General features: G+C 43.8%; 20 protein-coding genes. 9 read left to right on the forward strand and 11 right to left on the reverse strand.

Annotation, left to right across the window (positions count from 1 at the left end; all coding sequences use genetic code 11):
- Positions 1-55 precede the first annotated feature (55 nt).
- On the reverse strand, positions 56-1,111 hold the full coding sequence (locus L6421_RS01230) for a GGDEF domain-containing protein (protein WP_237262160.1): 1,056 nt from the start codon (positions 1,109-1,111) through the stop codon (positions 56-58).
- Positions 1,112-1,296: 185 nt separating this feature from the next.
- Here L6421_RS01230 and L6421_RS01235 point away from each other — a divergent pair, with 185 nt between their 5' ends.
- Genes L6421_RS01235 through L6421_RS01245 form a run of 3 tightly spaced genes read left to right on the forward strand, consistent with a single transcriptional unit; the run spans position 1,297 to position 3,782 of the window.
- Entirely contained in the window at positions 1,297-1,551 is a 255-nt protein-coding gene (locus tag L6421_RS01235; RefSeq protein ID WP_237262161.1) for an accessory factor UbiK family protein, read from the forward strand.
- 8 nt (positions 1,552-1,559) lie between these two features.
- The gene (locus L6421_RS01240) at positions 1,560-3,095 is read left to right on the forward strand and encodes a YifB family Mg chelatase-like AAA ATPase (RefSeq protein WP_237262162.1); all 1,536 of its coding nucleotides are present in this window, start codon (positions 1,560-1,562) and stop codon (positions 3,093-3,095) included.
- Complete coding sequence (locus L6421_RS01245; RefSeq protein WP_237262163.1) at positions 3,096-3,782, forward strand: sulfite exporter TauE/SafE family protein; 687 nt, start codon at positions 3,096-3,098, stop codon at positions 3,780-3,782. It begins immediately after the preceding gene.
- Between the two features lie 88 nt (positions 3,783-3,870).
- Here the strand turns inward: L6421_RS01245 and L6421_RS01250 are convergent, their stop codons facing one another.
- The 9 genes from L6421_RS01250 to rep form a co-directional block, all read right to left on the reverse strand.
- A complete protein-coding gene (locus tag L6421_RS01250) occupies positions 3,871-5,214 on the reverse strand; it encodes a TolC family outer membrane protein (protein ID WP_237262164.1) in 1,344 nt (447 codons plus the stop codon).
- A gap of 55 nt (positions 5,215-5,269) precedes the next feature.
- Positions 5,270-5,866: a response regulator transcription factor gene (locus L6421_RS01255; protein ID WP_237262165.1), complete on the reverse strand. Its 597-nt coding sequence runs from the start codon at positions 5,864-5,866 to the stop codon at positions 5,270-5,272.
- 116 nt (positions 5,867-5,982) lie between these two features.
- The gene (locus L6421_RS01260; protein ID WP_237262166.1) at positions 5,983-7,371 is read right to left on the reverse strand and encodes an HlyD family type I secretion periplasmic adaptor subunit; all 1,389 of its coding nucleotides are present in this window, start codon (positions 7,369-7,371) and stop codon (positions 5,983-5,985) included.
- A 2-nt stretch (positions 7,372-7,373) separates the two neighbouring features.
- Positions 7,374-9,566 (reverse strand): type I secretion system permease/ATPase, encoded by a 2,193-nt coding sequence (locus tag L6421_RS01265; RefSeq protein ID WP_237262167.1) that lies wholly within the window; start codon positions 9,564-9,566, stop codon positions 7,374-7,376.
- A 281-nt stretch (positions 9,567-9,847) separates the two neighbouring features.
- On the reverse strand, positions 9,848-11,788 hold the full coding sequence (locus L6421_RS01270) for a bifunctional diguanylate cyclase/phosphodiesterase (protein ID WP_237262168.1): 1,941 nt from the start codon (positions 11,786-11,788) through the stop codon (positions 9,848-9,850).
- Between the two features lie 125 nt (positions 11,789-11,913).
- Positions 11,914-12,576, reverse strand: a complete 663-nt coding sequence (locus tag L6421_RS01275; protein WP_237262169.1) for a transglutaminase-like cysteine peptidase — start codon at positions 12,574-12,576, stop codon at positions 11,914-11,916.
- A 79-nt stretch (positions 12,577-12,655) separates the two neighbouring features.
- Positions 12,656-13,594 (reverse strand): OmpA family protein, encoded by a 939-nt coding sequence (locus L6421_RS01280; RefSeq protein ID WP_237262170.1) that lies wholly within the window; start codon positions 13,592-13,594, stop codon positions 12,656-12,658.
- Between the two features lie 158 nt (positions 13,595-13,752).
- On the reverse strand, positions 13,753-14,943 hold the full coding sequence (locus tag L6421_RS01285; RefSeq protein WP_237262171.1) for an iron-containing alcohol dehydrogenase: 1,191 nt from the start codon (positions 14,941-14,943) through the stop codon (positions 13,753-13,755).
- A 39-nt stretch (positions 14,944-14,982) separates the two neighbouring features.
- Positions 14,983-17,016, reverse strand: coding sequence for a DNA helicase Rep (gene rep / locus L6421_RS01290; RefSeq protein ID WP_237262172.1), 2,034 nt, complete (start codon positions 17,014-17,016; stop codon positions 14,983-14,985).
- Between the two features lie 94 nt (positions 17,017-17,110).
- Here rep and L6421_RS01295 point away from each other — a divergent pair, with 94 nt between their 5' ends.
- The 6 genes from L6421_RS01295 (at position 17,111) to mobA (ending at position 24,301) form a co-directional block, all read left to right on the forward strand.
- On the forward strand, positions 17,111-17,695 hold the full coding sequence (locus L6421_RS01295) for a class I SAM-dependent methyltransferase (protein WP_237262173.1): 585 nt from the start codon (positions 17,111-17,113) through the stop codon (positions 17,693-17,695).
- A gap of 119 nt (positions 17,696-17,814) precedes the next feature.
- The gene (locus tag L6421_RS01300; RefSeq protein WP_237262174.1) at positions 17,815-18,807 is read left to right on the forward strand and encodes a Tim44 domain-containing protein; all 993 of its coding nucleotides are present in this window, start codon (positions 17,815-17,817) and stop codon (positions 18,805-18,807) included.
- A 57-nt stretch (positions 18,808-18,864) separates the two neighbouring features.
- A complete protein-coding gene (locus L6421_RS01305) occupies positions 18,865-19,320 on the forward strand; it encodes a hypothetical protein (protein WP_237262175.1) in 456 nt (151 codons plus the stop codon).
- A 150-nt stretch (positions 19,321-19,470) separates the two neighbouring features.
- On the forward strand, positions 19,471-20,688 hold the full coding sequence (truD, locus tag L6421_RS01310; RefSeq protein ID WP_237262176.1) for a tRNA pseudouridine(13) synthase TruD: 1,218 nt from the start codon (positions 19,471-19,473) through the stop codon (positions 20,686-20,688).
- Positions 20,689-20,788: 100 nt separating this feature from the next.
- The gene (locus L6421_RS01315; RefSeq protein WP_237262177.1) at positions 20,789-23,662 is read left to right on the forward strand and encodes a PAS domain-containing hybrid sensor histidine kinase/response regulator; all 2,874 of its coding nucleotides are present in this window, start codon (positions 20,789-20,791) and stop codon (positions 23,660-23,662) included.
- A gap of 18 nt (positions 23,663-23,680) precedes the next feature.
- Positions 23,681-24,301, forward strand: a complete 621-nt coding sequence (mobA, locus tag L6421_RS01320; RefSeq protein ID WP_237262178.1) for a molybdenum cofactor guanylyltransferase MobA — start codon at positions 23,681-23,683, stop codon at positions 24,299-24,301.
- A 41-nt stretch (positions 24,302-24,342) separates the two neighbouring features.
- Here mobA and hisI read toward each other — a convergent pair whose 3' ends face one another.
- Positions 24,343-24,783: a phosphoribosyl-AMP cyclohydrolase gene (gene hisI / locus L6421_RS01325; protein ID WP_237262179.1), complete on the reverse strand. Its 441-nt coding sequence runs from the start codon at positions 24,781-24,783 to the stop codon at positions 24,343-24,345.
- Position 24,784: the final 1 nt, after the last annotated feature.

The following is a 24,784-nucleotide window of genomic DNA, read 5'->3' on the forward strand; positions in this document are numbered from 1 at the left end:
AAGGGCGAATATTCGCCCTTTTTTATTGGTTATTCTCCAAACTCATGTCGAGTATTTATGTAGCAGTGTTTTCGGAGAGATCGGTTTCCAAAACAATACGATTACGTCCGTCGTTTTTTGCTTTGTATAGAGCCTGATCCGCTCGACCGATGAAGTCTTCGCTGTTTTCCTTAGACCCCTTATAGCTAGCGATACCAAATGAAGCGGTTATGGTTGATATAGGTTCAACTTCATTTTTACGCTTAAGATGAGCCGATTCGATGGCTTGACGAATTTCTTCAGCACGTTCATGAGCTTCTTCTAAAGATGAGTTAGCCAGTAAAATGGCGAATTCTTCTCCACCAAAGCGACAGATGGTTTCATTGTCGCGCTTGGTTTTTTTCATAATGCTTGCATAGTAGCGTAAAACACTGTCACCAACTAAGTGGCCATAATTGTCGTTAAATTTCTTGAAGTGATCGATATCACTGATAATTAAGCATAATCCTGCGGGATTTTCCTGAGCATCAAAAATTAACTCTTCCATTGCGTTATTGAACGCTTTGCGGTTACCAAGTTCTGTCAGCTCATCCTGCATCGCTTCCGCACGGGCATCGATCAATTGTTGACGCAAGTGTTTCACTTCTATGGAGCTTTGGGTCATCTCTTCCTGAAAGGCTTTACTGCTTTCTTTCATTGATGATGCGGCATGTAAGACACTGTTGGTAATGGCTTTAACTTGTTCGGCATTTAAATTAGGGTCGGAGAGTTTAGAGGTGCAAGCATCTAGTTCTTTAGTGTGGGTTTCTAATTTATCACTCCAGGCATGCATTTTTTTGACCATGACACCAATCAGGCGTCTAAATGCCCGATCAAATTCTGATGCGGCATTGTCATCTTCTACGAGAAATTCATCATATAGACGTTTTCCTACACGGTCGTTATAGCCAAATGGATCATTTAGAATCGCATCCATCGCTTGCCTAAACTTCGGATTGTCGCCTTTAAAGTATTGATACCAAACAAAATAATTTAAAGGTGTGGGATTGATATTTTGCTCATCAAAGGCAACGGTAATCGTATTGAATATACGTTTTGCTTTGTCTGGCGTGTCTTGAATATCAATTAGCACGGTTAAAATTCCTTGTTTTATAGCTTAATTGTTATCGAATTCTACCACGAAATTTACTTGATAAAAGTGGTTTAGTCGGATGTTGATAAGCGGATTAAGATGGCTATTTTATTGAACTTCGTATAGAGAATATTGCAATAAAGAGTTATAGTTTGCCTTTAATAAAAGCTTTTGAGGTCTATCCGATGTTAAATCCTTCTCAACTTGAATCTGTTGCAAAAAAAATCGCAGAAATCATTCCGGAGGGCTTTGGAGAAATGCCTTCAGCCGTTCAGTCACAGATTAAAACCGTGTTGTCGAGTGCGTTTGATAAGATGGATTTGGTTTCTCGTGAAGAGTTCGATATTCAAACCGCTGTTTTAGCGAAAACTCGTGCTAAGCTTGAGCTTTTGGAAAAACAGGTTGCTGAATTAGAAAAGCATCTTTCCAGCGATAATTGATTGTTTAAATGTTTTTAGCCTCTTTATGCACACGCGCCGTTTTAGGAATGGATTCGCCATTAGTTACGGTTGAGGTGCATGCAAGTAATGGCTTACCTTCTTTTTCCATTGTTGGTTTGCCTGAAGCTTCGGTAAAAGAGAGTAAGGATAGAGTCCGTAGCGCTTTAATCAGTTCAGGTTTCAAACTACCTCCTAAAAGGATTACCGTTAACCTCGCTCCTGCCGATTTACCTAAAACCGGTGGCCGTTATGATTTAGCGATTGCTTTGGGTATTTTGATTGCCACTGAGCAGCTACATGTTGAGGATATAGGTCAATTTGAGTTTTTTGGTGAACTAGCTTTAACGGGCGAACTGAGAGGGGTTAAGGGGCTGATTCCAGGTTTGTTGGCGGCTCATAAAGACACCAAACGCGTTATTGTTGCGGCAGACAATGAAGAAGAGGCGCAGTTGGTATTACAAACCTATCCCGACTTTGAGGGTGCTCTGTTTGCCGTCACCAATTTACGGGATGCTTGTCGGGTATTACAGCAAGAGTTCCCTCCGCTTAAAATCCAAGAAAACATTTCCATCACCGAGGCTGACTATCCAGACGATTTGGCGGATGTACAGGGGCAATTCCAAGCTAAAAGGGCGCTGGAAATCTGTGCGAGTGGACACCATTCTATGCTGATGGTCGGCCCCCCTGGTGCTGGAAAAAGCATGCTGGCTTCTCGTTTGGTGACGATTCTTCCTGCGTTAAGTTCTGAGGAAGCTGTCGAGGTCGCCAGTATCCGTTCACTTGGTGGGCAAAATATTACGGCGCAAGGTTTTTATCAAAGACCGTTTGTGCATCCACATCATACCGCTTCAGCTGCAGCGATGGTGGGTGGCGGTACGACACCAAAACCGGGTGCGATGTCGTTAGCGCATCATGGAGTCTTGTTTTTAGATGAATTGCCGGAGTTCAACCGTGCCGTTTTGGAGGCCTTAAGAGAACCTCTAGAAACCAAGATGGTGAATATTTCCCGTGTTAATCAGCATGTCAGCTATCCTGCCAATAATTTATTAATCACTGCCATGAATCCTTCGCCGAGTGGATTTTTTCCCGATGACCCTAAAGGTCGATGTAAGGATACACCGGAACAGATCTTACGCTACCAGAAAAAAATCTCGGGTCCTTTGCTTGACCGTATAGACCTGCACCTAGAACTGCCTGCTGTGGATGTGTTGGATTTACAAGGTAAACCTAATAAGAATGCTACAGAGAACAGCGCTACCATAAGACAAAGGGTCGCTGTGGTTAGGGAGCGTCAGTTGGTGCGGCAGGGTTGCTTCAATTCACAATTACAACCGAATGAATTGCAGGATATTGTGGTACTTGACGCTCCAAGTCAGGCATTAATCGAAAAAGCGGTGAATGAATTAGGCTTGTCAGCCCGTGGTTATCATCGAATACTGCGTGTTGCCCGAACCATTGCAGATATGGAAGAATCAGATAAAGTGGAAGCTCAACACGTTGCAGAAGCATTGAGTTACCGGGCGGCTTCTAAGGCGTTTGTTTAGATGGATTCTATTTATATAACAGCGTTTATCGTTGGTGTGCTTGGTGGTGTTCACTGTCTTGGAATGTGTGGAGGTGTAGTTGGCGGGCTGACTTTTAGCCTCGATAGCCGGGCGCAAACCAGTTGGTGGAAGATGATGCCCTATCAACTATTATATAACTTTGGACGAATCAGTAGTTATATGGTTATAGGCGCCTTATTTGGTGTCTTTGGGGCGACATTGGGCTCCTTGGCAGTGTTTTTACCTGCGCAGCAACTACTGCAAACCGTCGCCGGTCTATTTATGATCGCTTTGGGTCTTTATCTAGGAGGTTGGTGGTTTGGGGTAGCTAAAGTAGAGGTTTTGGGGCAAAAACTTTGGAAACGATTAGCTCCTTTTACGACGAAATTCACTCCAGTAAAACATTATCACCAGGCCTGGTTATATGGATTGGTTTGGGGATGGCTGCCTTGTGGTTTGGTTTATAGTATGTTGATTATGGCGATGAGTGCCGGTAGTGCTTTGAATGGTGCAGGAGTCATGTTGGCTTTTGGTTTGGGCACTTTACCCAACTTGATGTTAATGGGGGTTTTTGCCTTTCACTTCACCCGTTTATCCAGAATGCTTTGGGTGAAACGTTTAGCGGGTTTAAGTGTGATTCTCATGGGTGGGTGGCAACTCTATTTAGCGTATAGCGTTACAGTTTGAAGTTTTCTGGAAAGGATAAGTGTTGCGATAATAAAAAGCCAGGTGTGCTTATAACCTGGCTTTTTTGATTCAGTATGGAATGTATTGTTTATTGGTCTGAGTAATCAGTATCAACCTCAACGTAGTTAACGTTAACTTTTAGGGTGTCTAATAACGTCCCCATGCCATTTAGAATTCGGTATTCGGCAATCATGTATTCACTTTCACTGGTTACCAGCGTTCTCAAGGCGCTGTTGTACTCATCTTCCGTGTTCAGCAGGTCAAGAAGTGAGCGTCTACCAAGACTGAACTGTTTACGGTAACCTACTAGAGTTTCGTAGGTTAATTTAATGTGTTGTTTAATGTAGACAAGCTGCTCTCCTACAAATTTACGAGCATCCCATGCGTAACGTAGGTTTTCAATCGTTTGACGACGTGCATTGTTACGAATCTCAGCGGCTTGTTGAACTGCGGCTGCGGTGCGGTCACGATTCGCTGAATCTTTACCACCATTGTAGAGGTTGTATCTCATGCGAAGCATCGCCTGAAGATCCTCATCCGTGCCTTTTATGCCATTGATATCCTCATCCCAACGTTTTTCAATCTCGATGTCAAGGCGTGGGAAATAAGGGCTTTTGGCACTGCGATGTTGAGCTTGTGCTTCAGCGATATCGGCATTGGCAGAACGTAAAGTAGGGTGGTTAAGTAACGCTATGTCGGTCGCTTCAGCTAAAGTGTCAGGAAATTGAAATTGCAATGCTGGCTTGATAAGGTCGTTATCGGGCATTCTTCCCAGAATACGTTGGAATTTACTTAAAGCGTCGTTGTAGTTATTGCGAGAGGCCATCTCATTTGAGCTGGCTAAGGCAAGACGAGCTTTGGCTTGATCCACTTCCACCTGGTTGCCTATACCGGCTTCACTGCGTTGCATGATTTGGTCTAGGATTCGTTCATGGGTCTTTTTGTTTTCAGATTCCAAACGAAGCAATTCTTGTTCTTTCAAGAGGTTGACATAGGCTTCTGTCATGTCTAGAGCAATTTGGCTGGCTTTGGATTCGGCACTGAAAGCCGCTGCGTCCATGCTTGCTTGATGGCGTTGAATTTCATTCTCTGTCTTAAAACCCTCGAATAGGTTTTCAGTTACTCGAATCGAGGATTCCTTACGGGTTAAACTGGTATTTCTGTTGTTTAAAGACTCTTTTTTGGTTTCTTCCAGTCCAACACCCGCTGCGACATCAATGGTTGGTAACCAGCTGCCTTGTGCGCCATCAAGTTCCGCTTTGGCACCTTGATGGATTTTTAGTTGTTCTCTGAATTCGGGATTGTGAATGATGGCATCTTCAATGGTTGGTACCAGTTCCATTGCATAGCCAGGGGTAGCTAAACTTGCTTGTAATAGGGCAAGGCCAAATACGTTTCTGAACCATTTTGAATTTAGTTGAAGGTGTTTCATCATAATTCCTGATAATTTAATATTAGAACTTTCTAATTTATTGATTTTATAGCTATTATTGCCAGTTCTTGATTTTTAATACTAACGCAAGACGGTCAGAGACATCAAGCTTTTCAAATACATTATGTAAGTGGGCTTTTACTGTCCGTTCGGTAATTTCAAGTTGTTTGGCAATCTCTTTATTGGTCTTGCTTTGTAAAACCAACTCCGCGGCTTCCTGTTCTCGGTCTGTCAAAGAAGCTTTCCAGTCATTGTTTGGTTGGTTGCTCTTCATCAACGATTGGATCATGGCCTGCATGACATTTTGGCCTAACCAAATACTTCCTGCTTTGACTGTCTCTATAGCCTGCTCAATGCGCTCTACAGATGAGAAAGTGTTAATGTAGCCTTTTATCCCGTTTTCGAATAATTGCAGGCCTTCTTGATTATTCGGTTCGTTTGCAAAGGCGATTACATCGTATTTTTTAGCAATTTCGACAATTTCGGATACGGTTGAACTAGGTGAAATCTGTATCAGAATCATGTGTGATTCAGTATCGAAACGTGTAGCTAAATCAGTTAAATCATACAATACTTTTGCATCTGTCCCACAGGCGTTTAACCAGTTTTTCAATGCGTTTGGGTCTTGTACAAAAATCAGTGGTCGTTTCATTCGTATGTAAAACCTTTTTGGTTTTAATTCAATAGCTTGTAATTAAACCGAATTTTTGCGTATTTTATTACAAAAAAATCAGGTCCGTTTGTTTATTTTATTATAAGCAGGTCGCGTTATGATTCTCTTAGCGCGGTGTCTTTGGCCTTAATAATCGGTTTAAGTAAGTAGTCGAGAACAGTATGTTTACCGACAATGATATCAACCGTACTGGTCATCCCAGGAAGAAGGTATAAGGGGTTTTCTTTCGTCCCAAGATGGTTTTTATCGGTTTTAATGCGCGCTATATAAAAACTGTTGCCTTCTTCATCAGTAATGGTATCGGCCGATATACGCTCCACTGAACCATCCAGGCCTCCGTAGATGGCAAAATCATAAGCGGTAAATTTCACTTTAGCCTTAAGGCCAGGGTAGATAAAGCCGATGTCTGCAGGTAGGATTTTGGTTTCCAATACCAAGGAGTCGTCATCTGGGACGATTTCCACAATATCGCTTCCTGGTTGAACTACACCACCAATGGTGTTGACAAACATCTGTTTGATTGTCCCGTTCACGGGTGACTTGATATCCGTCCTGTCGACCCTGTCTTGCAGCGCTTCTTTGGATTTAATCAACTGTTCCTTTTCTGCCAAGGCCTGGTTCATTTGTTCATGAGCGTCGTTGGCAAAAGTCTCCTTTGCATCATCACGTTTGGAACGTGCTTCGGATATCGCCGATTTAAGCCTCGGTATGGAAAATTCAACCCCTTTTAGTTTTGAAAGCGCTTCATTCTCCTCACGTTCCAATTTAAGCAAATCAACTTGCGAAGCGATACCCTGCTTCACCAATGGCTTCATAAAACTAACTTCTTTTTTTAAGAGGTTTAATGAACGGGTTAATTGTTTTTGTTGGCTGTAGGCATCCTGCAAATCCAGTTTTTTCTGCTCTATTTGCTCTACCAAGATATTGTCGGAGGTGAGTAACTGTTTTTGGCGTGCTTCATAAAGATGAAATTCACGATCATACAAGTCTTGGATTTTAGGGTCGGAAATTTTTTCTTTGCTTACGATAAAAGGTTTATCAAAAGCCTCAGCCGCAAGACGCTGGGCTTTGGCGGTCAGTTCGGCTTCTCGCAGTTCACTCTCGCCATAAGAACTGGCAAATTGAGTGTTATCCAGTTTGATTAAAATCTGTCCCTTTTTGACCTTATCACCAGAATGAATGAATAACTCCTCAACGATTCCTCCTTCGAGGTTCTGTATAATCTGGATTTGCGAAGAGGGTACAACTTTACCTTCGCCGCGGACAATTTTATCCAGTTCGGCATAATTCGCCCAAACGATTAACCAGACAACAACCAAAAGAATCACCCAAACAACCATTTGGGATCTAACCGTCGGTTTTTCCAGTGCCGCTTGACTTAAACTCGACATATAGGCGATGTCTTGCTCGGCAATACGTTCTTTACGAGATGGCTGTGCCATTTTACTCTCTTCAGGTAGGTTGTCTTTGTTGGCGTCTGTCATGATTAGTTATTCTTATTAATTTTGCCTGTTTTTAGAGCTTCCAATACCGTTTGTTTAGCCCCATCGGCTATCAATTTACCGTTTTCTAGCACCATGAGCCTTTCAGTGAGTTGTAATAAGCTCATTTTGTGGGTTACTACTAAGGTTGTACTGTTTAAAGTCCCTTGTTGTAAACGATTGATCATCAGTTGTTCGGTTTTCGCATCCATCGCATTAGTAGGTTCATCAAACAGATAGATAGGTGCATCCAGTAGTAAAGCCCTAGCCACTCCAATACTCTGTCTCTGGCCTCCTGACAAGGAGGTGCCGCCTTCATTCACTTTCAAGCTGTAGCCAGAAGGGTGCTGTTTGATAAAATCATCGACTCCTGCCAATTTTGCGGCACGTATAATCGCAGAGTCTTCAACATAAGGGGCTCTATATGAGATGTTATCTCTAACATCTCCACTGAATAAGGTGACATCCTGTGGAACATAGTTAATGTTGCGGCGGACTTCGGCCGGATCCAGTTGGGTGATGTCAATCCCGTCAATTAAGATGGAGCCTTCATTGGCTTTGTAGAAGCCTAAGATAAGTTTTTCGATAGTGGATTTTCCTGAGCCGATTCGGCCGATTATGCCGACTTTCTCGCCTGGTTCAATCACAAAACTCACGCGGCTAAGCGCCGGTTTTGTCTCGCCAGGGTAGGTGAAACTAACGTTATTGAACTCAATGCGTCCTTCAAAAACAGGATGTTGAATAAAACGTTTATGTAAAGGTCGTTCAACTTCTTTAACCATTAATTCATTGAGTGATGCCAAAGAGGTTTTGGTTTGTTGATAGCTGGTGATTAAGTTAGCAAACTGCCCCATTGGTCCAATCGCTCTTTGACTCAGCATGACGGTGGCGATAAGACCACCCATGGTTAAATCACCTTCCTGAATGATGTATACCCCGGCAAGCACGATAATAACCGTACTTATTTGTTGCATAAAGCCCGTCACACGACCAAGCGAACTTTGTAGCATTTTGGACTTTAAGCTGGCTTTGGCGATTTCTCCAATGGCTTGTTCCCAACGCCATTGAGCGCGTGCTTCAACCCCAAGGGATTTAATGGTATCCATCGCGCTCAAGGTTTCAATCAAAACGGCATTCTTTTGGCTATTGGCTTCATAGGTGGCCTCAATAGCTCTTTTAACCGGGTTTCTAAGCATGAAACTGTAGAATAGTATGAACAAGATAATCGCGATAGGTATCAATACAATACTGCCGGCGATATAGAATATGACCAATAAAAAGATAACGGTAAAAGGTAAGTCGACCAAGGTCGCAATCGTTCCCGAGGTAAAGAAATTGCGAATACTGTCAAACTCTTTAAGTTGATTGGCCAATACCCCAATTGAGCCGCCTCTATTGTCCATGGTCAGGCCGAGTGTCTGTTCAAACAGTTTGCCTGACATGATGACATCACTCTTTTTCCCAGCCATTTCCAAGAAATAGGAACGCAAATATTTCAGCACAATATCAAACATGTAAACCACGCTAACCCCGATTGCGAGTACCCATAACGATTCAATTGCGTTGTTAGGGACAATGCGGTCGTAGACGTTCATCACAAAAAGAGGGTTGGCGAGTACGAAAATGTTAATAACAATTGACGCGATTAGAACATCACGGTAGATCGATTTCGAAGACCATAAGGTTCCCCAGAACCAATGACCTTCTTGAAAGCCCATAAGGTTTTCGGTTTTCTGTTCATTGAAACTTCTAGAGGTCAAATAGATTGCATACCCTAAATAGTCTTGATTGAGTTGTTCCAAACTAACGTTTTTTGAACCTTGTGGTGCTTCTGGCAGGACAATCTTTGCGGTTTGATTATCCAAGTCGAGCTCTTCCAGTATGCAGGCCTGGTTGTTGGATAGCGTTAAGATGCAAGGTAACACCAGATTGGATATGTCTTCTAACTTACGCTCTTTAAACGTGGCTTCGATGTTGGCTCTTTGGGCGGCACGTTTGAAAATTTCTGGAGTGATGTTGGCAGGGTCTATCGGTAAGCCTGCAATAAGAGACTCTTTTGAATAAGGCTGGCGGTTCAATTTGGTGTAAATAACCAGGCAGTCAAGTAAAGGACTATTGAGTTCTGAATGAGGTTTTCCCATCTTAGGGTCGGTACCTTTTAGAATTTGGGTTTCATTGTCTAAGCTCTGGTTGGCCATATTGTTTAAGCAGTCCTGGGTCTCTTTTAAGGCGAGTAGTAATTTTTATCTAGGCATTAGGCAATCTTAGCATAGTCGAAAGAAACTCAAATTGTAAATTTAATGAATTGCCATAAAATTCTTCGATAATTAAGATCTTAGCTGCTTATATTAGTAAATGACCATAAGCTGTTATGAAGTCTTTTTTGGCAATTCATTTCATTTTGATTCGATGCCATGTTGCTCGATGCTGGGAAGCTGCATGAATGTCTGCCAGTCTCTTTAAAATAGCCGCTGTATTATTAATTTAACGCGGCTGGCGCACCAAATAAATAACCTTGAGAGTATCTGACCCCCAGTTCATTAAAGGCTTTTAACTGAGTTTCATTCTCAACCGTCATGGCAATGACGTCAATGTCCAAGCCATCTGCCAGTTCACATAAGCTTGAAACATAGTTGCGGGTTTGTTCGTCATTTTCAATCGCTTTGGTGAATGCCGCATCAAGCTTGATGTAGTCCGGGCGAAGATCTTGTAGATAACGCATATTCCCCAGTCTTGTCCCGAAGTGGTCGATACCAATGTTTATCCCCAGCTTTCTCAGATTATGGATAAGCGGCCAAGCTTTAGGTTTCTGTTCGATTACCAGGCGTTCCGGCAGTTCAAATGCGATACGTGATGTTAATTTGGCGTTATCGGCTAATGTCTGTATCAAGGTTTTATGGAATTGTTCATTGTCCAATATCGCCTTGGATAGGTTGATGGAAAGCAGAGCGGTGTCGGGGTGAGTTTTTAGGTGCTGAATGGCTAGATTGATAACCAGTAAATCGATTTCTGCAGTTTTATGAAACTGTTCGACAGTGGGCATAAAGTACGCCGCAGAACGAATGGTGCCATCGGTATCTTTAAGTCGAATAAACAGCTCTTGGTCATGAACTTTGAGTTCGGTGTCGTAGGCACTTTGGTGAAACAGTAAGAAACGTTTGTCTTTAATCGCTTGAGTCAGTGATTGCTCCCAACTGCTGTCTAGATTGGATTGATCCAGGTTGGTATTGTAGTAAAAGAACGTGTTTGAACCCTGTTTTTCGGCTTGTTCAATGGCAAAGTCTAAGTTACCCATGATTGGGCCTCGACTTTGGCCAGGTTGATAACTGGTATAGGCTAATGAGATGGATGTGCTCGCATCATCCGCTTGGATTGTTTTTAAGATATTCGGCATGGACTGACAAATTGTTTTGGCCGATTCTTCTATTTGATGAGCCACCAGTCCAGGAAGAACCGCAACAAGTTCCGTTCCGTTTAGGCGAGCAAAGATGCTGTTTTCATGATGCAGACGGGTTTTCATCTCATCGGCAAGTGATTTCATCAGTTTATCGCCGGCCAGGTAACCAAATTGATCGTTGAGTTCCTTGAGTTGATTGACTCGTATCAGGCAAATCACACCTGCAGGAACATCGTCATTTGGGTCAAGCAGGCTGTCTATAATCATTTCAAAATGGCGGCGATTACTCAGCTGGGTAACGCTATCCTGATAGGCCATCCTTTGTAGTTTTTCTGCGGTATTGGCATCTCTTTCGAATACCGATTTTAGTTTGGTGACCATACCGTTCATGGCAGATACGACTTGTCTAAACTCGATGGTCGATGGCAAGTGCTGTTGAATCAGATACTCTTTTTTAACGATCGCTTCTGCCTGTTTCTCCATATCTTTTAATGGTTTCAACATGATTTGCAGGGTGTAGATTGCAATCAGGATGGCGATTAGCGCCGCTAAACTGAACCAGGCTAATAGGTTGGTCGCCGCTTTCCATAATTCAATGTAGGCGTAACCCGCATGGCTGGCTACGTTAATTGTACCAACTGGAATCCAGCCTGCTTGAACCAGTGCTTGTGCTTCGGGTGTGTGGAACTCTATGGCGTTGATGAACCAATCCGGTACGTCATCCATTGATTTTGCATTTTCACGTTGATATAGAATGTTGTTTTCCATATCGATTAAGTTGATATGTGAATAATAACCACGGTCAAAAACTGCGTTGATCATGGTTTCCATGCTGGAGATGTCTTCTGGGTTTTCTATGCTGCTCAACGAAAGTCCCAGTGAAGTTGCGGTATCCTGAGCGTGTGACTGCAACTGCTCTTGTAAGAATTGTTTTGTGTTATTCAGGTTTAAGGTAAAAGTACCCAAGAGTAAGACAATTACCATTGAGGTGATGAAAAGAATCATTTGTTTATTTAAACTCATACCTAAGTCCTTTGTAACACAGGGTGTTTTTCCCTGTATTTTAGCCTAATTTATTTTGTGTCTTCAGTGTTTACTCGATAAAGCGTTCAGTTCGCTAAACCTTCATTAAATCGTTTGTTGTCGTGTTATTGATTGTTCAATCTCTTGAGAAGGTTGTTCCAATTCTTCAGTTTGGATGTACCACCCGATACCGATTTACCTTTACCACGTTCACGAGCCAGCCAAAGGCCATCACCATTAAAACTGTATATAGGCACCAGGTCTTTTCTGCTTGATGCTTGTAAAATGCGTTTGTTGATATTGTCGAGAACCAGGGGGATAGATTTCGGGGTTTTAAAATAGGTTAAAACCATATGTGCTTGGTTTAAACGAATGGCCTTAACATAAGTGATATAGAGTTTACTTTCAGGTACACCAAGCGCTTTGAGAGTGAAGTATTTTGCAATCGAGTAGTCTTCACAATCCCCTGCATCGGTTGCCAGCATTTCAAGGGGGGTTGCCCAATAATCTTTTTTGTTCCAATGGACGATATCGTCGATAAACTGCACTTGGTTGAAAAAGTTGTTCACCAACTCAAGCTTGTCTTCTTCAGATGCGTTTTGGTTTTTATCGACCAGTTCCTGCCATTGGGCAAGCCGGGCGGCGGCAGGAGAGCCGTATTTAGCTTTGGCTTGTTCGATTTCAAGCTGGCTAACAACTCTAGGCGCTTCACCTGCAATGACCAAAACCGCTGTTGAAGCGGTTAACAGGCATAGCAAGAGAAGTTGTTTAGACAGCAGAAAGTTCATGAAGCCAGTTTATCTACTGGAAAAAATAAAGGCAACCATGAGGTTGCCTTTATTTATGAGTGAAAACATGCTGAATACGTTATCGAACTAACATCGCTTTCGGGATGGTGGTTTTCGCATCGGCAGGTAATTGCGATTTTTGGATGACTTTAATCTCTATGCGACGGTTCTTCTGCCGACCTTCAGCCGTTCGGTTGTCTGCGATAGGTTCCATTTCGCCTTTACCGTTGATGTAAATGCGGTCAGATTCAAAGTTGAGTTGTTTTTGAATGAAAGCCTTGGTGCTATTCGCACGTCGCCAAGATAAACGTTCATTAACAGGCGCTTTTGCTTGCCAATCGGTATGTCCGGTGATGAGCAAAACTTCACCCTCTTTCAAATCGTTCAAGACACCAATGTCTGCTTTTAAGATTTTGACTTGGTCATCACGAATTTCATGTGCAAATGAATCAAATACAATGTTGCTAAAGGTGATGGTTTTTGGCTCACAACCGTTTTTATTGACTAAAGTGCCAGCTGGAGTGTCAGGGCATAAATCATCCGCATCGTTTACACCGTCTCTATCCGCATCATTAACCACTGCGCAACCCACGTCATTGACAGGGGTGCCTTCCGGGGTGCCTGGGCATTGGTCTTTACTGTCCATGACGCCGTCATTATCCTCGTCCCCTTCACAGCCAAAACGATTGACCTTAACCCCTGGAGCCGTGTCCGGGCATTGGTCCAAACGATCGAATACGCCATCTTGGTCACTGTCTAGCTCGCAGCCTTTGGAGTCCACATCTACATGCAAAATAGTATTTGGACAGTGGTCAAGCTTGTCCTGAATACCATCTTGGTCTAAATCTTTATAGGCATTTTCAACGATTGAAGCATCTTGGCTTGGAATGCTTTTTAGGGCTTCGGTTTCTTGACCGGCGGGATTGTAATCCAGGGGTAAAGGTTTGCTGTCGTCTGCTTGAGCGGTGTTGAAAAAACTCGCGAAACATAGTGCTAATAATGGAGTGAAGTGTTTCATTTTCTTTTCTCAATGTCTTTGAATGTGACTAGAAAGTATTTTTTATAAGCAATCATAACCTTTTTTCGAGAGTGAATACTAGGAAAAAATCTTCAAAAATACAGATAATTACGAAGCGAAATCCGCAGGGATTATCTGTTTTCTTGAACTGGAATCGGTTAGATGGCTTTGTGTAACGCCTGAATTAATTGCGAGTCGCTCAAGGTGACTGAATTACCCAACATGCTGCCACTACGGCAATTTTCAATCACAGGTGTAATATTTTCTGTTGTCAGGCCAAAGTCGGCCAAGCCTTGAGGTGTATATTTGATTGCATATTCTTCTAATAATGTGACCAGGCCTGGTAACAATTCATTAGCCGACTGGTTTGGGTTGAGAAGCAAGCTAACCTGTTCGTATTTAAGTAAAGTATCTAGTGCATGCTGGGTTGGTAATGCTTGTAGGCTTTCAATATTGGCTTGGGTAATCGGCGCTAATAGACGCGCGCAGACAATACCATGCGGTGCTTCAAAAAAGGCACCGATGGGTCCGGCTAACCCGTGCACGGCTCCCAGTCCGGCATTCGCCAAAGTGGTGCCCGATAAGGATGCAGCCAACATCAAATTGCTGTAACCGGTTTTTTGGCGTTGTTCATCATTGGAGTCTATGTCTGAAAAGGCGTCTTTAAACAGAGTCATGCCCTGCCAGGCTAAAGCATCGGTAATAGGGTTGGGTTTTAAGGTCGTATAGGATTCGAGCAACTGGGTGAATGCATCCATGCCGGTTGAATAGAGCACGTCCTTTGGGCAGGATATTAAGAGTTCTGGGTCCAACCAGGCCTGTTTGGCTAGCAGTTTATTGTCACGAAACGACTTCTTGAAATAACCGATTCTTGATAAAACCGCATTTTTAGTGGTTTCGCTTCCGGTGCCTGCTGTTGTCGGGATGGCAATAAAAGGGCAGGTTTCCACGTGAAACGGCTTGCCTGCACCAACGCCTTCTAGATAGTCCATCACCGATGTTTGGCTAGGAAGCAATCCGGCAACCGCTTTTGCGGCATCTAAAACGCTCCCGCCTCCCAAGCCAATCACCATGTCGCTATCGCTATCACACTCTTTAACGATATTGTCGACCACTTCCGGGGACGGTTCGCCAGAGACGATAAAATGTTTTACTTCGCAAAAGGATTCAAACGTTTGAAATAGAACATCTCCAAACTCACCAGGGTGCGCCAGAGTTTTGCTGGTAATCAAAACCACCATCTCAGGCTTAGATTGTTGAATGCTTTCAATGAGTTTATGACGAATCCCCCAGCCAAAGTGGATAAGTGGCATCGGCGCGAATTCAAATGGCATGATTGTCTGTGTCATTGAAAGCTCCTTGAATAAGGTGAATGTTGTTGGTTAAGTTTAATTCTTTTTAAGGAAGGACTTCAAATTCGCTATATGGGCATTACCGGTTTGCAACTGCTCCTCTTTGGAAACCACTACACCCGGTTTACCTTCCCATTGTAACGATTCAGCGGGCAGTTCCTCTAAAAAACGACTCGGTTCACAGGCCATGTCTTCACCATATTTACGGCGTTTGGTGGCGTAAGTCATCGTTAAAGAGCGTTGTGCCCGGGTAATGCCAACATAAGCTAAACGGCGTTCTTCTTCCAGGCCTGGTGATTCCAGGTTTTGTTTGTGTGGCAGCAGCTCCTCTTCCATACCGATCAGGAAAACGTGTGGAAACTCGAGTCCTTTTGACGCATGCAGGGTCATTAGGCTGACCATGTCATGCTCTTTTTCAGACTCATTGCGCTCCATCATGTCCATTAACGCCATATGGGTCACAATGGTTTCAAGACGTTTCTCTTCACCATCTTCTTCCAAGGCCTTTTTGACGATACGTTCAATCCAAAGAATCAGGTCGCGTACGTTGTTGATTCTGCGTTCGGCACTTTTCGGGTTGCTAGCGTTTTCATGAATCCAGTTGTCGTACTCGATTTTTTCAACCAGTTGGCGCACAAAAGAGGGCACTTCTTCGCCTTGGGCGCTGTCCGCTTCTTGAATCCAGCCCAGCAGCTGTTGGCCGAAGTGTTGCACACGTTTCAAGGCTTTGTCCGAAAGAATGGTGGTCAGGCCAAATTCTTGAGTCGCATCGAATAGGCTGATACCTCGGCCGGTGGCATAGGTGGCCAATTTCTCCAAGGTTGATGCGCCTATTTCTCGGCGTGGCGTGTTGACAATTCTCAGGAACGCCGCGTCATCATCCGGATTGACGATAATACGCAGATAACTCATCACATCTTTGATTTCGGCATGGTCAAAAAAGGACTTTCCACCAGAGATGACATACGGAATGTTCTGTTCACGCAACGCACGTTCCATTAAACGAGCTTGGTGGTTTCCTCGGTAAAGTATGGCGTAATCGCGGTTTTTGGTCTTATTCTTGAATTTATGCACAATGATTTCTGAAACCACACGCTCGACTTCTTGGTTTTCATTGGCACAGGCGATGACACGCAAAGGGTCGCCGGCACCCATCTCACTCCATAGGGTTTTTTCAAACACGTGCGGGTTATTGGCAATCAACTGGTTGGCGGATTTCAAAATACGATTGGTAGAACGATAGTTCTGTTCAAGCTTAATCAGCTCTAACGCAGGAAAATCCTCCTTTAGCAGTGCCAAGTTTTCCGGTTGGGCTCCACGCCATGCATAGATCGATTGGTCGTCATCGCCCACCACGGTGAAACGTGCCTGTACTCCAACCAACTGTTTAACCAAAGCATACTGTGCGGCATTGGTATCTTGATACTCATCCACCAAGAGATAGCGTACTTTATTCTGCCACTTTTGCAGGATCTCCGGGTTTTCATTAAACAGTTTCACCGGTAAGCCAATCAAATCATCAAAGTCTACCGCATTGTAGGCCTTAAGCTGTTTTTGGTACGCCTGGTAAAGAATCGCACGCGCTTGTTGCTGTGCATCTTCGGCTTTGTTAATCGCCTCTTCCGGTGAGATGTGGGCGTTTTTCCAGTTGGAGATGTCCCACTGCACACCATCCAATACTTCCGGGTCGATGGTTTGTCTAAGCATCAATTCTTTTAAGATTTGCCCGCTGTCTGCGGCATCCATAATCGAAAAGTTCGATTTATAACCTAACGCTTTATACTCACGGCGGATGATATTCAATCCTAAGTTGTGAAAAGTAGAAACGTTCAAACCCGTGGTGTTCTCGTTTTTCAACAACTTGGTCACACGCTCTTTCATCTCTTTGGCCGACTTGTTGGTAAAGGTCACGGCGTAGATATGGTGTGATTTGACATCACATTGGCGAATCAAATAAGCGATTTTTTCGGTAATTACGCGTGTTTTACCCGAGCCAGCGCCGGCCAAAACCAGGGCGGGAGTATCAATGTGTTTTACAGCTTGGCGTTGTCTTTCGTTTAAACTATGCATGGGTGATTAAGTCGGGTACGCTTTTTAAATTCGAGGTTGTAGAAAAGGTACAATATGATAATTCAAATTGAACAAGATTACTTTGGGAAATAACGTGGCAACAATAGAAGAATTAAAACAAGATTTACATATCCAGGCACATCTCGCAGGAAAAGACCTTAAATTTGCGACCACTTGGGGGATTTTCAGCCCACGAGAGATCGATTCGGGCACCGATCTTTTCTTGAAGTATTTGGAAATCAGGGACGATGAAATCGCTTTGGATATCGGTTGCGGTTATGGCCCAATCGGTTTGGCGATTGCCGCCAATGCGCCAAAAGGCCAAGTTCATATGGTGGATAAGGACTTTGTGGCTGTGGATTATGCCAATAAAAATGCGGCACTTAATGACCTGCCTAATGCAAAAGCCTATTTGTCGAATGGTTTGAGTGCGGTGCCTAAGGATATTCAGTTCACCACGGTGGTTTCCAATATCCCGGCTAAGGTGGGTAAGGAGATGTTAAGCATCTTGTTGCATGACGTTCACCAGCAGTTGGCACCAGGCGGGCAGTTTGTGGTGGTGACCATCAATGGTTTAAGACAATACATGAAGCGTAATTTCATGGAAGTGTTCGGTAACTACGATAAAGTCAAGCAGGGCAAGGATTACACCATCTCACGCTGTGTTAAAGCATCTTAAGACGGTTTTTGTTGGATTACTTACCAGGCCTGGTAAGATTCATTTTTAAAATAAAATACAAACAACGCGACATTATTTATATAAGCGTAAATCAGGAGTTATAGGTGAAATTGTTGTCCATGTTAAATCTTTCAAAGCTGAGCTTTAAACCGAATACCATCGTTATGTTTACCTTGCTGTTCAGTCTTTTTTCAGTTTCACAGGTAGCCGAAGCCAAACGTTTTGGTGGCGGCGGCAGTTTTGGTTACAGCAAACAGGTTGCGCCAAAATCCTATAACACCGCACCTAAAGCGGCGCCAACCAAACCCGCGGCGAATGCTGGAACTGCAACTCGTCCAGCATCTGGGGCGTCAAAATGGCTTGGGCCTTTAGCCGGTTTAGCGGCTGGCGGCTTATTGGCCGCGATGTTGTTTGGTGATGGCTTTGAAGGTCTGCAGATGTTTGATATTCTTCTGTTCGCTTTAGTGGCTTTTGTCTTGTTTAAGCTATTTGCTAGTGCGAAACGCCGTCAAGCAGACTACGCCTATCAAGAGATGGCGACTCCAGAAAGAGCTTCATCTCAAAACACCCCAGCTTATCAACAGCAAGCCGCTTATCGTGAAATGCGTACCGAGGCGCAAAATACGCCACACCAAGCTTCTATTGATAATGGCGGTTCCATTATTGGTGCCGATTTAGAAGATGGAATGGGGCAAGGGTTGAGTGACAACGCACAGTACTTGAACGAAATCCCCGCTTGGTTCGATCAACAAGGTTTTGTAGACGGCGCCAAGTCGCACTTTATGGCTTTGCAGAAAGCTTGGGATAATGTGGATTTATCGGAAATCGAGTCTTACTGTACGCCAGAGTTGTATCAGGCCTTACAGCAGGAGTTGCGTGGTGTACAACCGGGCGACAACCAAACTGTGGTGGACACTTTATATGCAGAAATAGCGGCTATGGCGGTCGATGCCGAGTATTTTGTGGTGAGCATCCGTTTCAGCGGGTTTATTCAAGAAGATACGGTTCAAGGAGCCCATGCCTTCAATGAGATTTGGCATATTCGACGTTTGGCGAATGATGAAGGGAATTGGCAAGTTGCAGGTATTCAACAGGTGAGTGGTTCGTTATAATCATTGACTTGTAAATACGGTTTGCTATTTTTAACAGGCAGATAAGGTAGGGTGGTTATGCGGAGTACATGGATTAAAGCGCCGTTTTTGGTAGCGATAATGTTAAGTCTATTAGCCTTGATTGGGTGCAGTAAAGCGCCTGTGCAAATTACCTCGGCTAAAGTGGTTAGCGGTTTAGACAAAGGGTCGGGTAACTTCGATAGGGTTTTGCAGATCTGTTTTGACAAGCCATTGACCTCAACCTACTATCATAAGATTGCGATTATCACCAAAGAGAACGTCAAAATCACCGGGTTTGGCACCTTACGTCCATTAGCGTCCGATCCCGATAATAAATGCCACCTACGTAACGTCTATTTGTACATCCATAAGGATTCGCCAGTGGATGCACGTCAGTTGATTAAAGACTATGTCGTGCCGGGTAATATCCGTCAGGTTTTAGTGCAAATCTATAATGAAAAACCACAAGGTAAAGAGCTGCCAATCGCGGAGAAAATTTTTACCGATTTATAGGTGGGTTGGCTCACAGGTAGCCAATTTACAATGAATGTCATTCCAAATCTATACATCACCAGGCCTGGTATCTACCAGGCCTTTTCATTTGTGTTGGATGTTATCAAGTACGAAGGCTGATGCATCTTTTAAAAGTTCTATGAGAATTCTATGTCGCAACAATCAATTATGGTAAAGCAGGGCGATTTTTCAACCTTAGCCTATGTTAATGGTCAGCCTCAGTTTAAAGGAAAGTTTAAAACCGTTCCTGAAGACTTTAAGGTCATTGAGCAGATCGCCTATGAGTTAAGTGGCGAAGGAGAGCATCTCTGGTGTTGGGTCGAAAAACGTGGAGAAAATACCGATTGGGTCGCGGGAAAGTTGGCCAACTGGGCGGGCACATCCAAGGCTAATGTAGGGTTTGCCGGGCAAAAAGACCGTCAGGCGGTCACTCGGCAATGGTTCAGTATTCAGCTGCCGGGTAAAGCCGACCCCAATCCAGATGATTTACATGTTGAGGGGGTGAAAATCCTCAAAATGGTTCGCCATAATCGCAAACTCCAGCGAGGAGGTTTGGCAGGGAACCGTTTTGAATTGGTTATTCGAGACATTGAACCTATCGTGCAAAACGAGGCGTTTTCGTTGGAGGCGGTCAAGCATGAACTGGAAACGCGATTACAGCAACTGGCTTTGATGGGTGTGCCCAATTATTTTGGTGAGCAACGTTTCGGTCACAACGCCAATAACCTCAGAGAGGGTGAAAAACTGTTAACGGCAGACCCGCGTGATTCCTCGGCAAGAAAAGGCCGTGGAAAAAACCGTAGGGGCGGTAATCGTAATCAACAGAGTTTGTATATCTCCGCTTTGCGTTCTTGGATGTTCAATGATCTATTAAGCCAAAGAATTCAACAGCATGTCTGGAACCAGGTTTTGCCAGGAGATATTGTACAGCTGACCGGTTCAAGCAAATGGTTTGTTGCGGATGATCAACAGGATTTGGCCGAACTTCAACAACGAGTTGTCGATGGGGATTTAAGCCCGACAGGTGGTTTGTTTGGAGATGGTGTCTTGCCGACACAAGCTCAAGCATTGGCGTTGGAGAGCAAAGTGGTCGAAAGTTACCAGGCCTGGTGTGATGGGTTAGCCAAAAACAGGGTCAAACAAGATAGAAGGGCGTTAATCTTGAAACCGGAGGGCTTGCAATGGTCTTTTGACGATTCAGAGCAGCAAACAGCGGGTTTGGGTGACGGTGATGGGCAAGCTGGATGTCATCGACCCGTATGCAACCTGCATTTAAGTTTCACCCTTCCAGCCGGCAGTTTTGCCACCATGGTATTGCGCGAAATTCTGCAGGTTGAAACTGTGAAAATTCATGCGAACGATGTTTAAACTAGATTGGCGTGTTGTGATAGTAAGGTTACAATAAGTTTGCTTTAAGTAATCCATTTTATTTAAACAGAATTTTCTCAACTAGCAAATGACGGGTTTTATGTCTGAACTCAATAAAAAAATCACCCCGCTTAACAGGCTTAAACTTTCCAGTTTTAAATTGCCGTTGTATTTCTGGTTGAGCATGCTGAGTTTCGCCATTGTTATCTCATCAATGGTCTATTACCTTATCCTGCAGAATGAATCCAGAATTGTGCAGGCAGCCCAAATTTCATCGAATGGGCTTGCCTCCTTTGTGGGCGATTATCTTGAAAAGCATCAGCTACTCGTCAAATCGATTGCGTCACACCATCAAGATAGGATCTTACAGCTTTCAAAAGGCGGTGGTTACCCTTATGATCTGGCCGAAATTACCGAAGATATTCGATCACTTTTTCCGTCCCAAACCGAGTTTGCCATTATCAACCCAAAAGGTGACATCGTTATTGGCAGTAATCTTGATCAGATGGGGGAAAAGTGTCACACCTTAATTAAAGAAACCATGAAAAGTAGTGCTGCGGCTGTTTCTAGGGTGAGTGCACATCGTTCACCGAGTGGTGAATATCATTTTGACGTATTGTTTCCAATTATAGCCGCTGATGAAATGGCTGGTTTTTGGGTAAAGCTCTCTTTTAAGCCTTTAGAGCGCTTTATTGTAAATTTGAATATTAAAGAATATGACTTAGTCATCACCGAGCAAATGCCTCCCTATCACGTTTTGTTGGGTAAGGATATCACCAACAAAGCCCGTGCTCCTTTATCAGACAACTTTGAATACCTAGAGCAGGAATTGGAAGATATCGTCTTCAAGGATGTACTCGCTATTGCCCCTATTTCTAGCGTTGCCTGGCAGGTACGTGCCATTCAAAATACCGAGGTGTACCGCGAGCTTGTGGAAGACATCATCATTATCGCGCTTGCTGTGTTTTTAGCGGTTTTTTTCGTGGTTACGCTGGTTTATCTCTTTGTAAGAGGTGTGCATGAAGAGAAAGAGAAGATACGCCAAGATGCGGTACATGATCAGATGTTCAATGCCGGACCGACGATATTGTTAGAGAAACAAACCGACCAATATATGTCCATATTGTATGCTTCACCCAATGTAAGCTCATTGTTCGGAAAAAGCTCGAAAGAGGTGGTTAAAACCCCTTATTTAGATTGGATTTGTCCGGATGATGCACTTATGGTTCGCCAAACGTTACTCGATGCCTTTAAAGGGAAAACGTCAACGGTGGAAATGGTCTATCGGATAAAGAATGCCAATAATGAAGGGGCTAAATGGATTTACGATTTGAGTCATATTCTGTATAACTCAGCCGGAAAACCGGAAAGCATTCGTGGTTATATCACTTCGGTACACGCACAAAAAACCGCGGAAAAAAATGCAACCGACCTCATTCAATCGGTGCCTGAGGCTATCTTTGTTTTGGATTTGGACGGGAAAATCGTCAATACCAACCGTGCGGCTGAATATTTGCTGGCATGTGATAAAGAAGCACTGGTTAATGTGTTGTTTAGCCATTGGTTGGAAGCAGAGAGTTTGGTGCAGTACGAGCATGTAAAACGACAGTTTATAGGGGCTTTAACTCCCGAAAAAGAGCCTTTGCCAAATATCGATACCTTTTATTTAAGGGATTCGAAAGGCCATCAATTATCGGTAGAAATAAGTTTCAACCACATCGAGTTAAACGGTGAGCCGTTATTGGTTCAAGTGGTTCGTGACGTAACATTGCAAATGCAAGTACAACAGCAGTTAAGTTTTGCTAAAGAACAGGCCGAAGCTTTGGCGAAAGCCAGAAGCCGCTTCGTTGCCACCATCAGTCACGAGATAAGAACCCCGATGAATGGGGTTTTAGGTATGACCGATTTGTTGTTTGATACCGCGCTGACCCCTCAGCAAGAGCAATATCTGCAAGCCATTAAACATAGTGGAGATGTGCTGTTGAGTATCATCAATGAAGTGCTGGATTTTGCTAAATTAGATGAAGGCCAGGTCGTCTTGAACCAGGCGGAATTCAATCTTAAAGGGTCAATTGAGGAGACTTTGCATTTGCTATCCCCTATGGCCGAAGAAAAAGGTTTGGCACTCTCTTTCAATTATAGTGATCAATTACCTGAAAACTATCTGGGGGATGTTTTACGAATGCAGCAGTTGCTGTTCAATTTAGTGGGTAACGCCCTTAAGTTCACCGAAACAGGGCAGGTTCAGATACAGGTAAGCCCTGTTGCTGGCGATATATCAAGGCTGCTGATTGAAGTCGTAGACAGTGGAATCGGAGTTGCCTCTGAACACTTGAATAAATTGTTTGATTCTTTCACTCAGGCCGATGAATCTACATCCAGGCAGTTTGGAGGCACCGGATTAGGATTGGCGATTTGTAAGCAATTGGTTGATTTGATGGGTGGAAGCATAGGCGTGTCATCCGAGCTCAATAAGGGGAGCACCTTCTGGGTCAAGCTTCCTTTAGAGGCGACCCAGAGCGTGGATGAAACCCAAGGAAAAGATAAGCAAATTCACTTGCAAAACCCTGACGATTCTCCTTTGCCGTTAGCTGGAAAGACCGTTTTGTTGATTGAGGATAATTCAATTAACCAACGAGTGATAGAAGCGTTTGTAGAACGCCTCGGCGCCAAGATTGATATTGCCGAAAACGGTTTGAAAGGGGTGGATTACTGGCGTTTGGATGCACATAAGTATCAGTTGATTTTGATGGATTGCCAGATGCCTGTCATGGATGGCTTTGAGGCGACCAAAATAATCCGTAAAGAGGAACGAATGAGTTTACAGAGCCATCCTATTCCCATTATCGCCTTAACCGCCAATGTGTTAACGGAAGACAAAGAAAAATGCTATCAAGTGGGGATGGACGACTTTTTAGCGAAGCCGATTAACCGAGAGCAGTTTGATGCCACTTTGATTAAATGGGCTGGATAAATTGGAATATTGCTCTGTATGACTGCTAAGGTGTTTAGCGAAAACCTGTCTCCTACGTTCTCGGATATCAGTGGGGTTGTTATCGCGGGTGGTCGGGGAAGCCGAGTGGGTTATCAGCAAAAAGCGTTGCTAACCTACAAAGGTGAACCCATTCTAAAACCGATTATGCACTCTTTGACGGAGCAGACGGTTTCGGTTTGGGTGAATGCCAATGCAGAGCTTGAACGCTATCATGGATTAACCCGACAGTTGTTTTCAGATGAATACCAAGGGTTTCTCGGGCCTTTAGCAGGGATGCATGCTGCTTGGCAATATATTGAAACCGATTGGGCGGTGTTTGTGCCTTGCGACAATCCTAACCTGCCGCATGACTTTGTAAACCGGTTGCTGGAAGCCTATCAGTCGCAAAACAACCCTTTAGTGGTGGTTGACGATGGCGAACGTATTCAGCCGTTGTATTTATTGATGCATCGCTCTATGCAAGACTCATTGAGTGAGGCAATCGCCAAGAATCATCTGAGTGTGAATCGCTGGGTGAAGGAAAACGCCCATACAACCGCAAATTTTGCAGACTGTTGTCCCGAAGCGTTCCAAAATATGAATACCTTAGCCAGTTTTGCCGAGGCGGAAATTTCTTAAAAAAAAGCGACCAGGCCTGGTCGCTTTGAAAGCCTGAAAAACTATTTTTTATAAAGTTCTTCCGGGTCAATCAACGGATTTGTGGTAATAATCGCTTTTTGACCAACAATTTGGGTATAAAAACAGCTTCTTCTTCCTGAGTGGCAAGCAGGGCCAGTTTGGTCTACTTGTAACAGGATGGTGTCACCATCACAGTCGAAACTCAGTGATTTCAATATTTGGACTTGGCCTGACTCTTCACCTTTTCGCCAGTAGTTTTGGCGTGAACGTGACCAATAACAAACACGTCCTGTTTCCAGTGTTTCCTGTAGCGATTTTTCATTCATCCAAGCCATCATCAACACCTCTTTGCTGTCAAATTGCTGGGCAATAGCCGGAATCAAACCGTCCTGGTCGAATTTGATTTGGCTTTTTAAGGTTTCCCAATCAAATTCTTCACCTTGTTTGGCTTTTTCGAGTTGTTTGAAAGTCGTATCACACATC

The sequence above is a fragment of the Thiomicrorhabdus immobilis genome, from assembly GCF_021654855.1.
GTDB classification, from domain to species: domain Bacteria; phylum Pseudomonadota; class Gammaproteobacteria; order Thiomicrospirales; family Thiomicrospiraceae; genus Thiomicrorhabdus; species Thiomicrorhabdus immobilis.

Coding starts and splice junctions, on each gene's coding strand:
- L6421_RS01300 (WP_237262174.1), top strand. CDS start 17,815: ATGTTAAATCTTTCAAAGCTGAGCTTTAAACCGAATACCATCGTTATG.
- L6421_RS01240 (WP_237262162.1), top strand. CDS start 1,560: ATGTTTTTAGCCTCTTTATGCACACGCGCCGTTTTAGGAATGGATTCG.
- L6421_RS01285 (WP_237262171.1), bottom strand. CDS start 14,943: ATGACACAGACAATCATGCCATTTGAATTCGCGCCGATGCCACTTATC.
- L6421_RS01265 (WP_237262167.1), bottom strand. CDS start 9,566: ATGGCCAACCAGAGCTTAGACAATGAAACCCAAATTCTAAAAGGTACC.
- L6421_RS01275 (WP_237262169.1), bottom strand. CDS start 12,576: ATGAACTTTCTGCTGTCTAAACAACTTCTCTTGCTATGCCTGTTAACC.
- truD (WP_237262176.1), top strand. CDS start 19,471: ATGTCGCAACAATCAATTATGGTAAAGCAGGGCGATTTTTCAACCTTA.
- L6421_RS01260 (WP_237262166.1), bottom strand. CDS start 7,371: ATGACAGACGCCAACAAAGACAACCTACCTGAAGAGAGTAAAATGGCA.
- L6421_RS01270 (WP_237262168.1), bottom strand. CDS start 11,788: ATGAGTTTAAATAAACAAATGATTCTTTTCATCACCTCAATGGTAATT.
- L6421_RS01245 (WP_237262163.1), top strand. CDS start 3,096: ATGGATTCTATTTATATAACAGCGTTTATCGTTGGTGTGCTTGGTGGT.
- rep (WP_237262172.1), bottom strand. CDS start 17,016: ATGCATAGTTTAAACGAAAGACAACGCCAAGCTGTAAAACACATTGAT.
- L6421_RS01280 (WP_237262170.1), bottom strand. CDS start 13,594: ATGAAACACTTCACTCCATTATTAGCACTATGTTTCGCGAGTTTTTTC.
- hisI (WP_237262179.1), bottom strand. CDS start 24,783: ATGTGTGATACGACTTTCAAACAACTCGAAAAAGCCAAACAAGGTGAA.
- L6421_RS01255 (WP_237262165.1), bottom strand. CDS start 5,866: ATGAAACGACCACTGATTTTTGTACAAGACCCAAACGCATTGAAAAAC.
- mobA (WP_237262178.1), top strand. CDS start 23,681: ATGACTGCTAAGGTGTTTAGCGAAAACCTGTCTCCTACGTTCTCGGAT.
- L6421_RS01235 (WP_237262161.1), top strand. CDS start 1,297: ATGTTAAATCCTTCTCAACTTGAATCTGTTGCAAAAAAAATCGCAGAA.
- L6421_RS01250 (WP_237262164.1), bottom strand. CDS start 5,214: ATGAAACACCTTCAACTAAATTCAAAATGGTTCAGAAACGTATTTGGC.
- L6421_RS01305 (WP_237262175.1), top strand. CDS start 18,865: ATGCGGAGTACATGGATTAAAGCGCCGTTTTTGGTAGCGATAATGTTA.
- L6421_RS01315 (WP_237262177.1), top strand. CDS start 20,789: ATGTCTGAACTCAATAAAAAAATCACCCCGCTTAACAGGCTTAAACTT.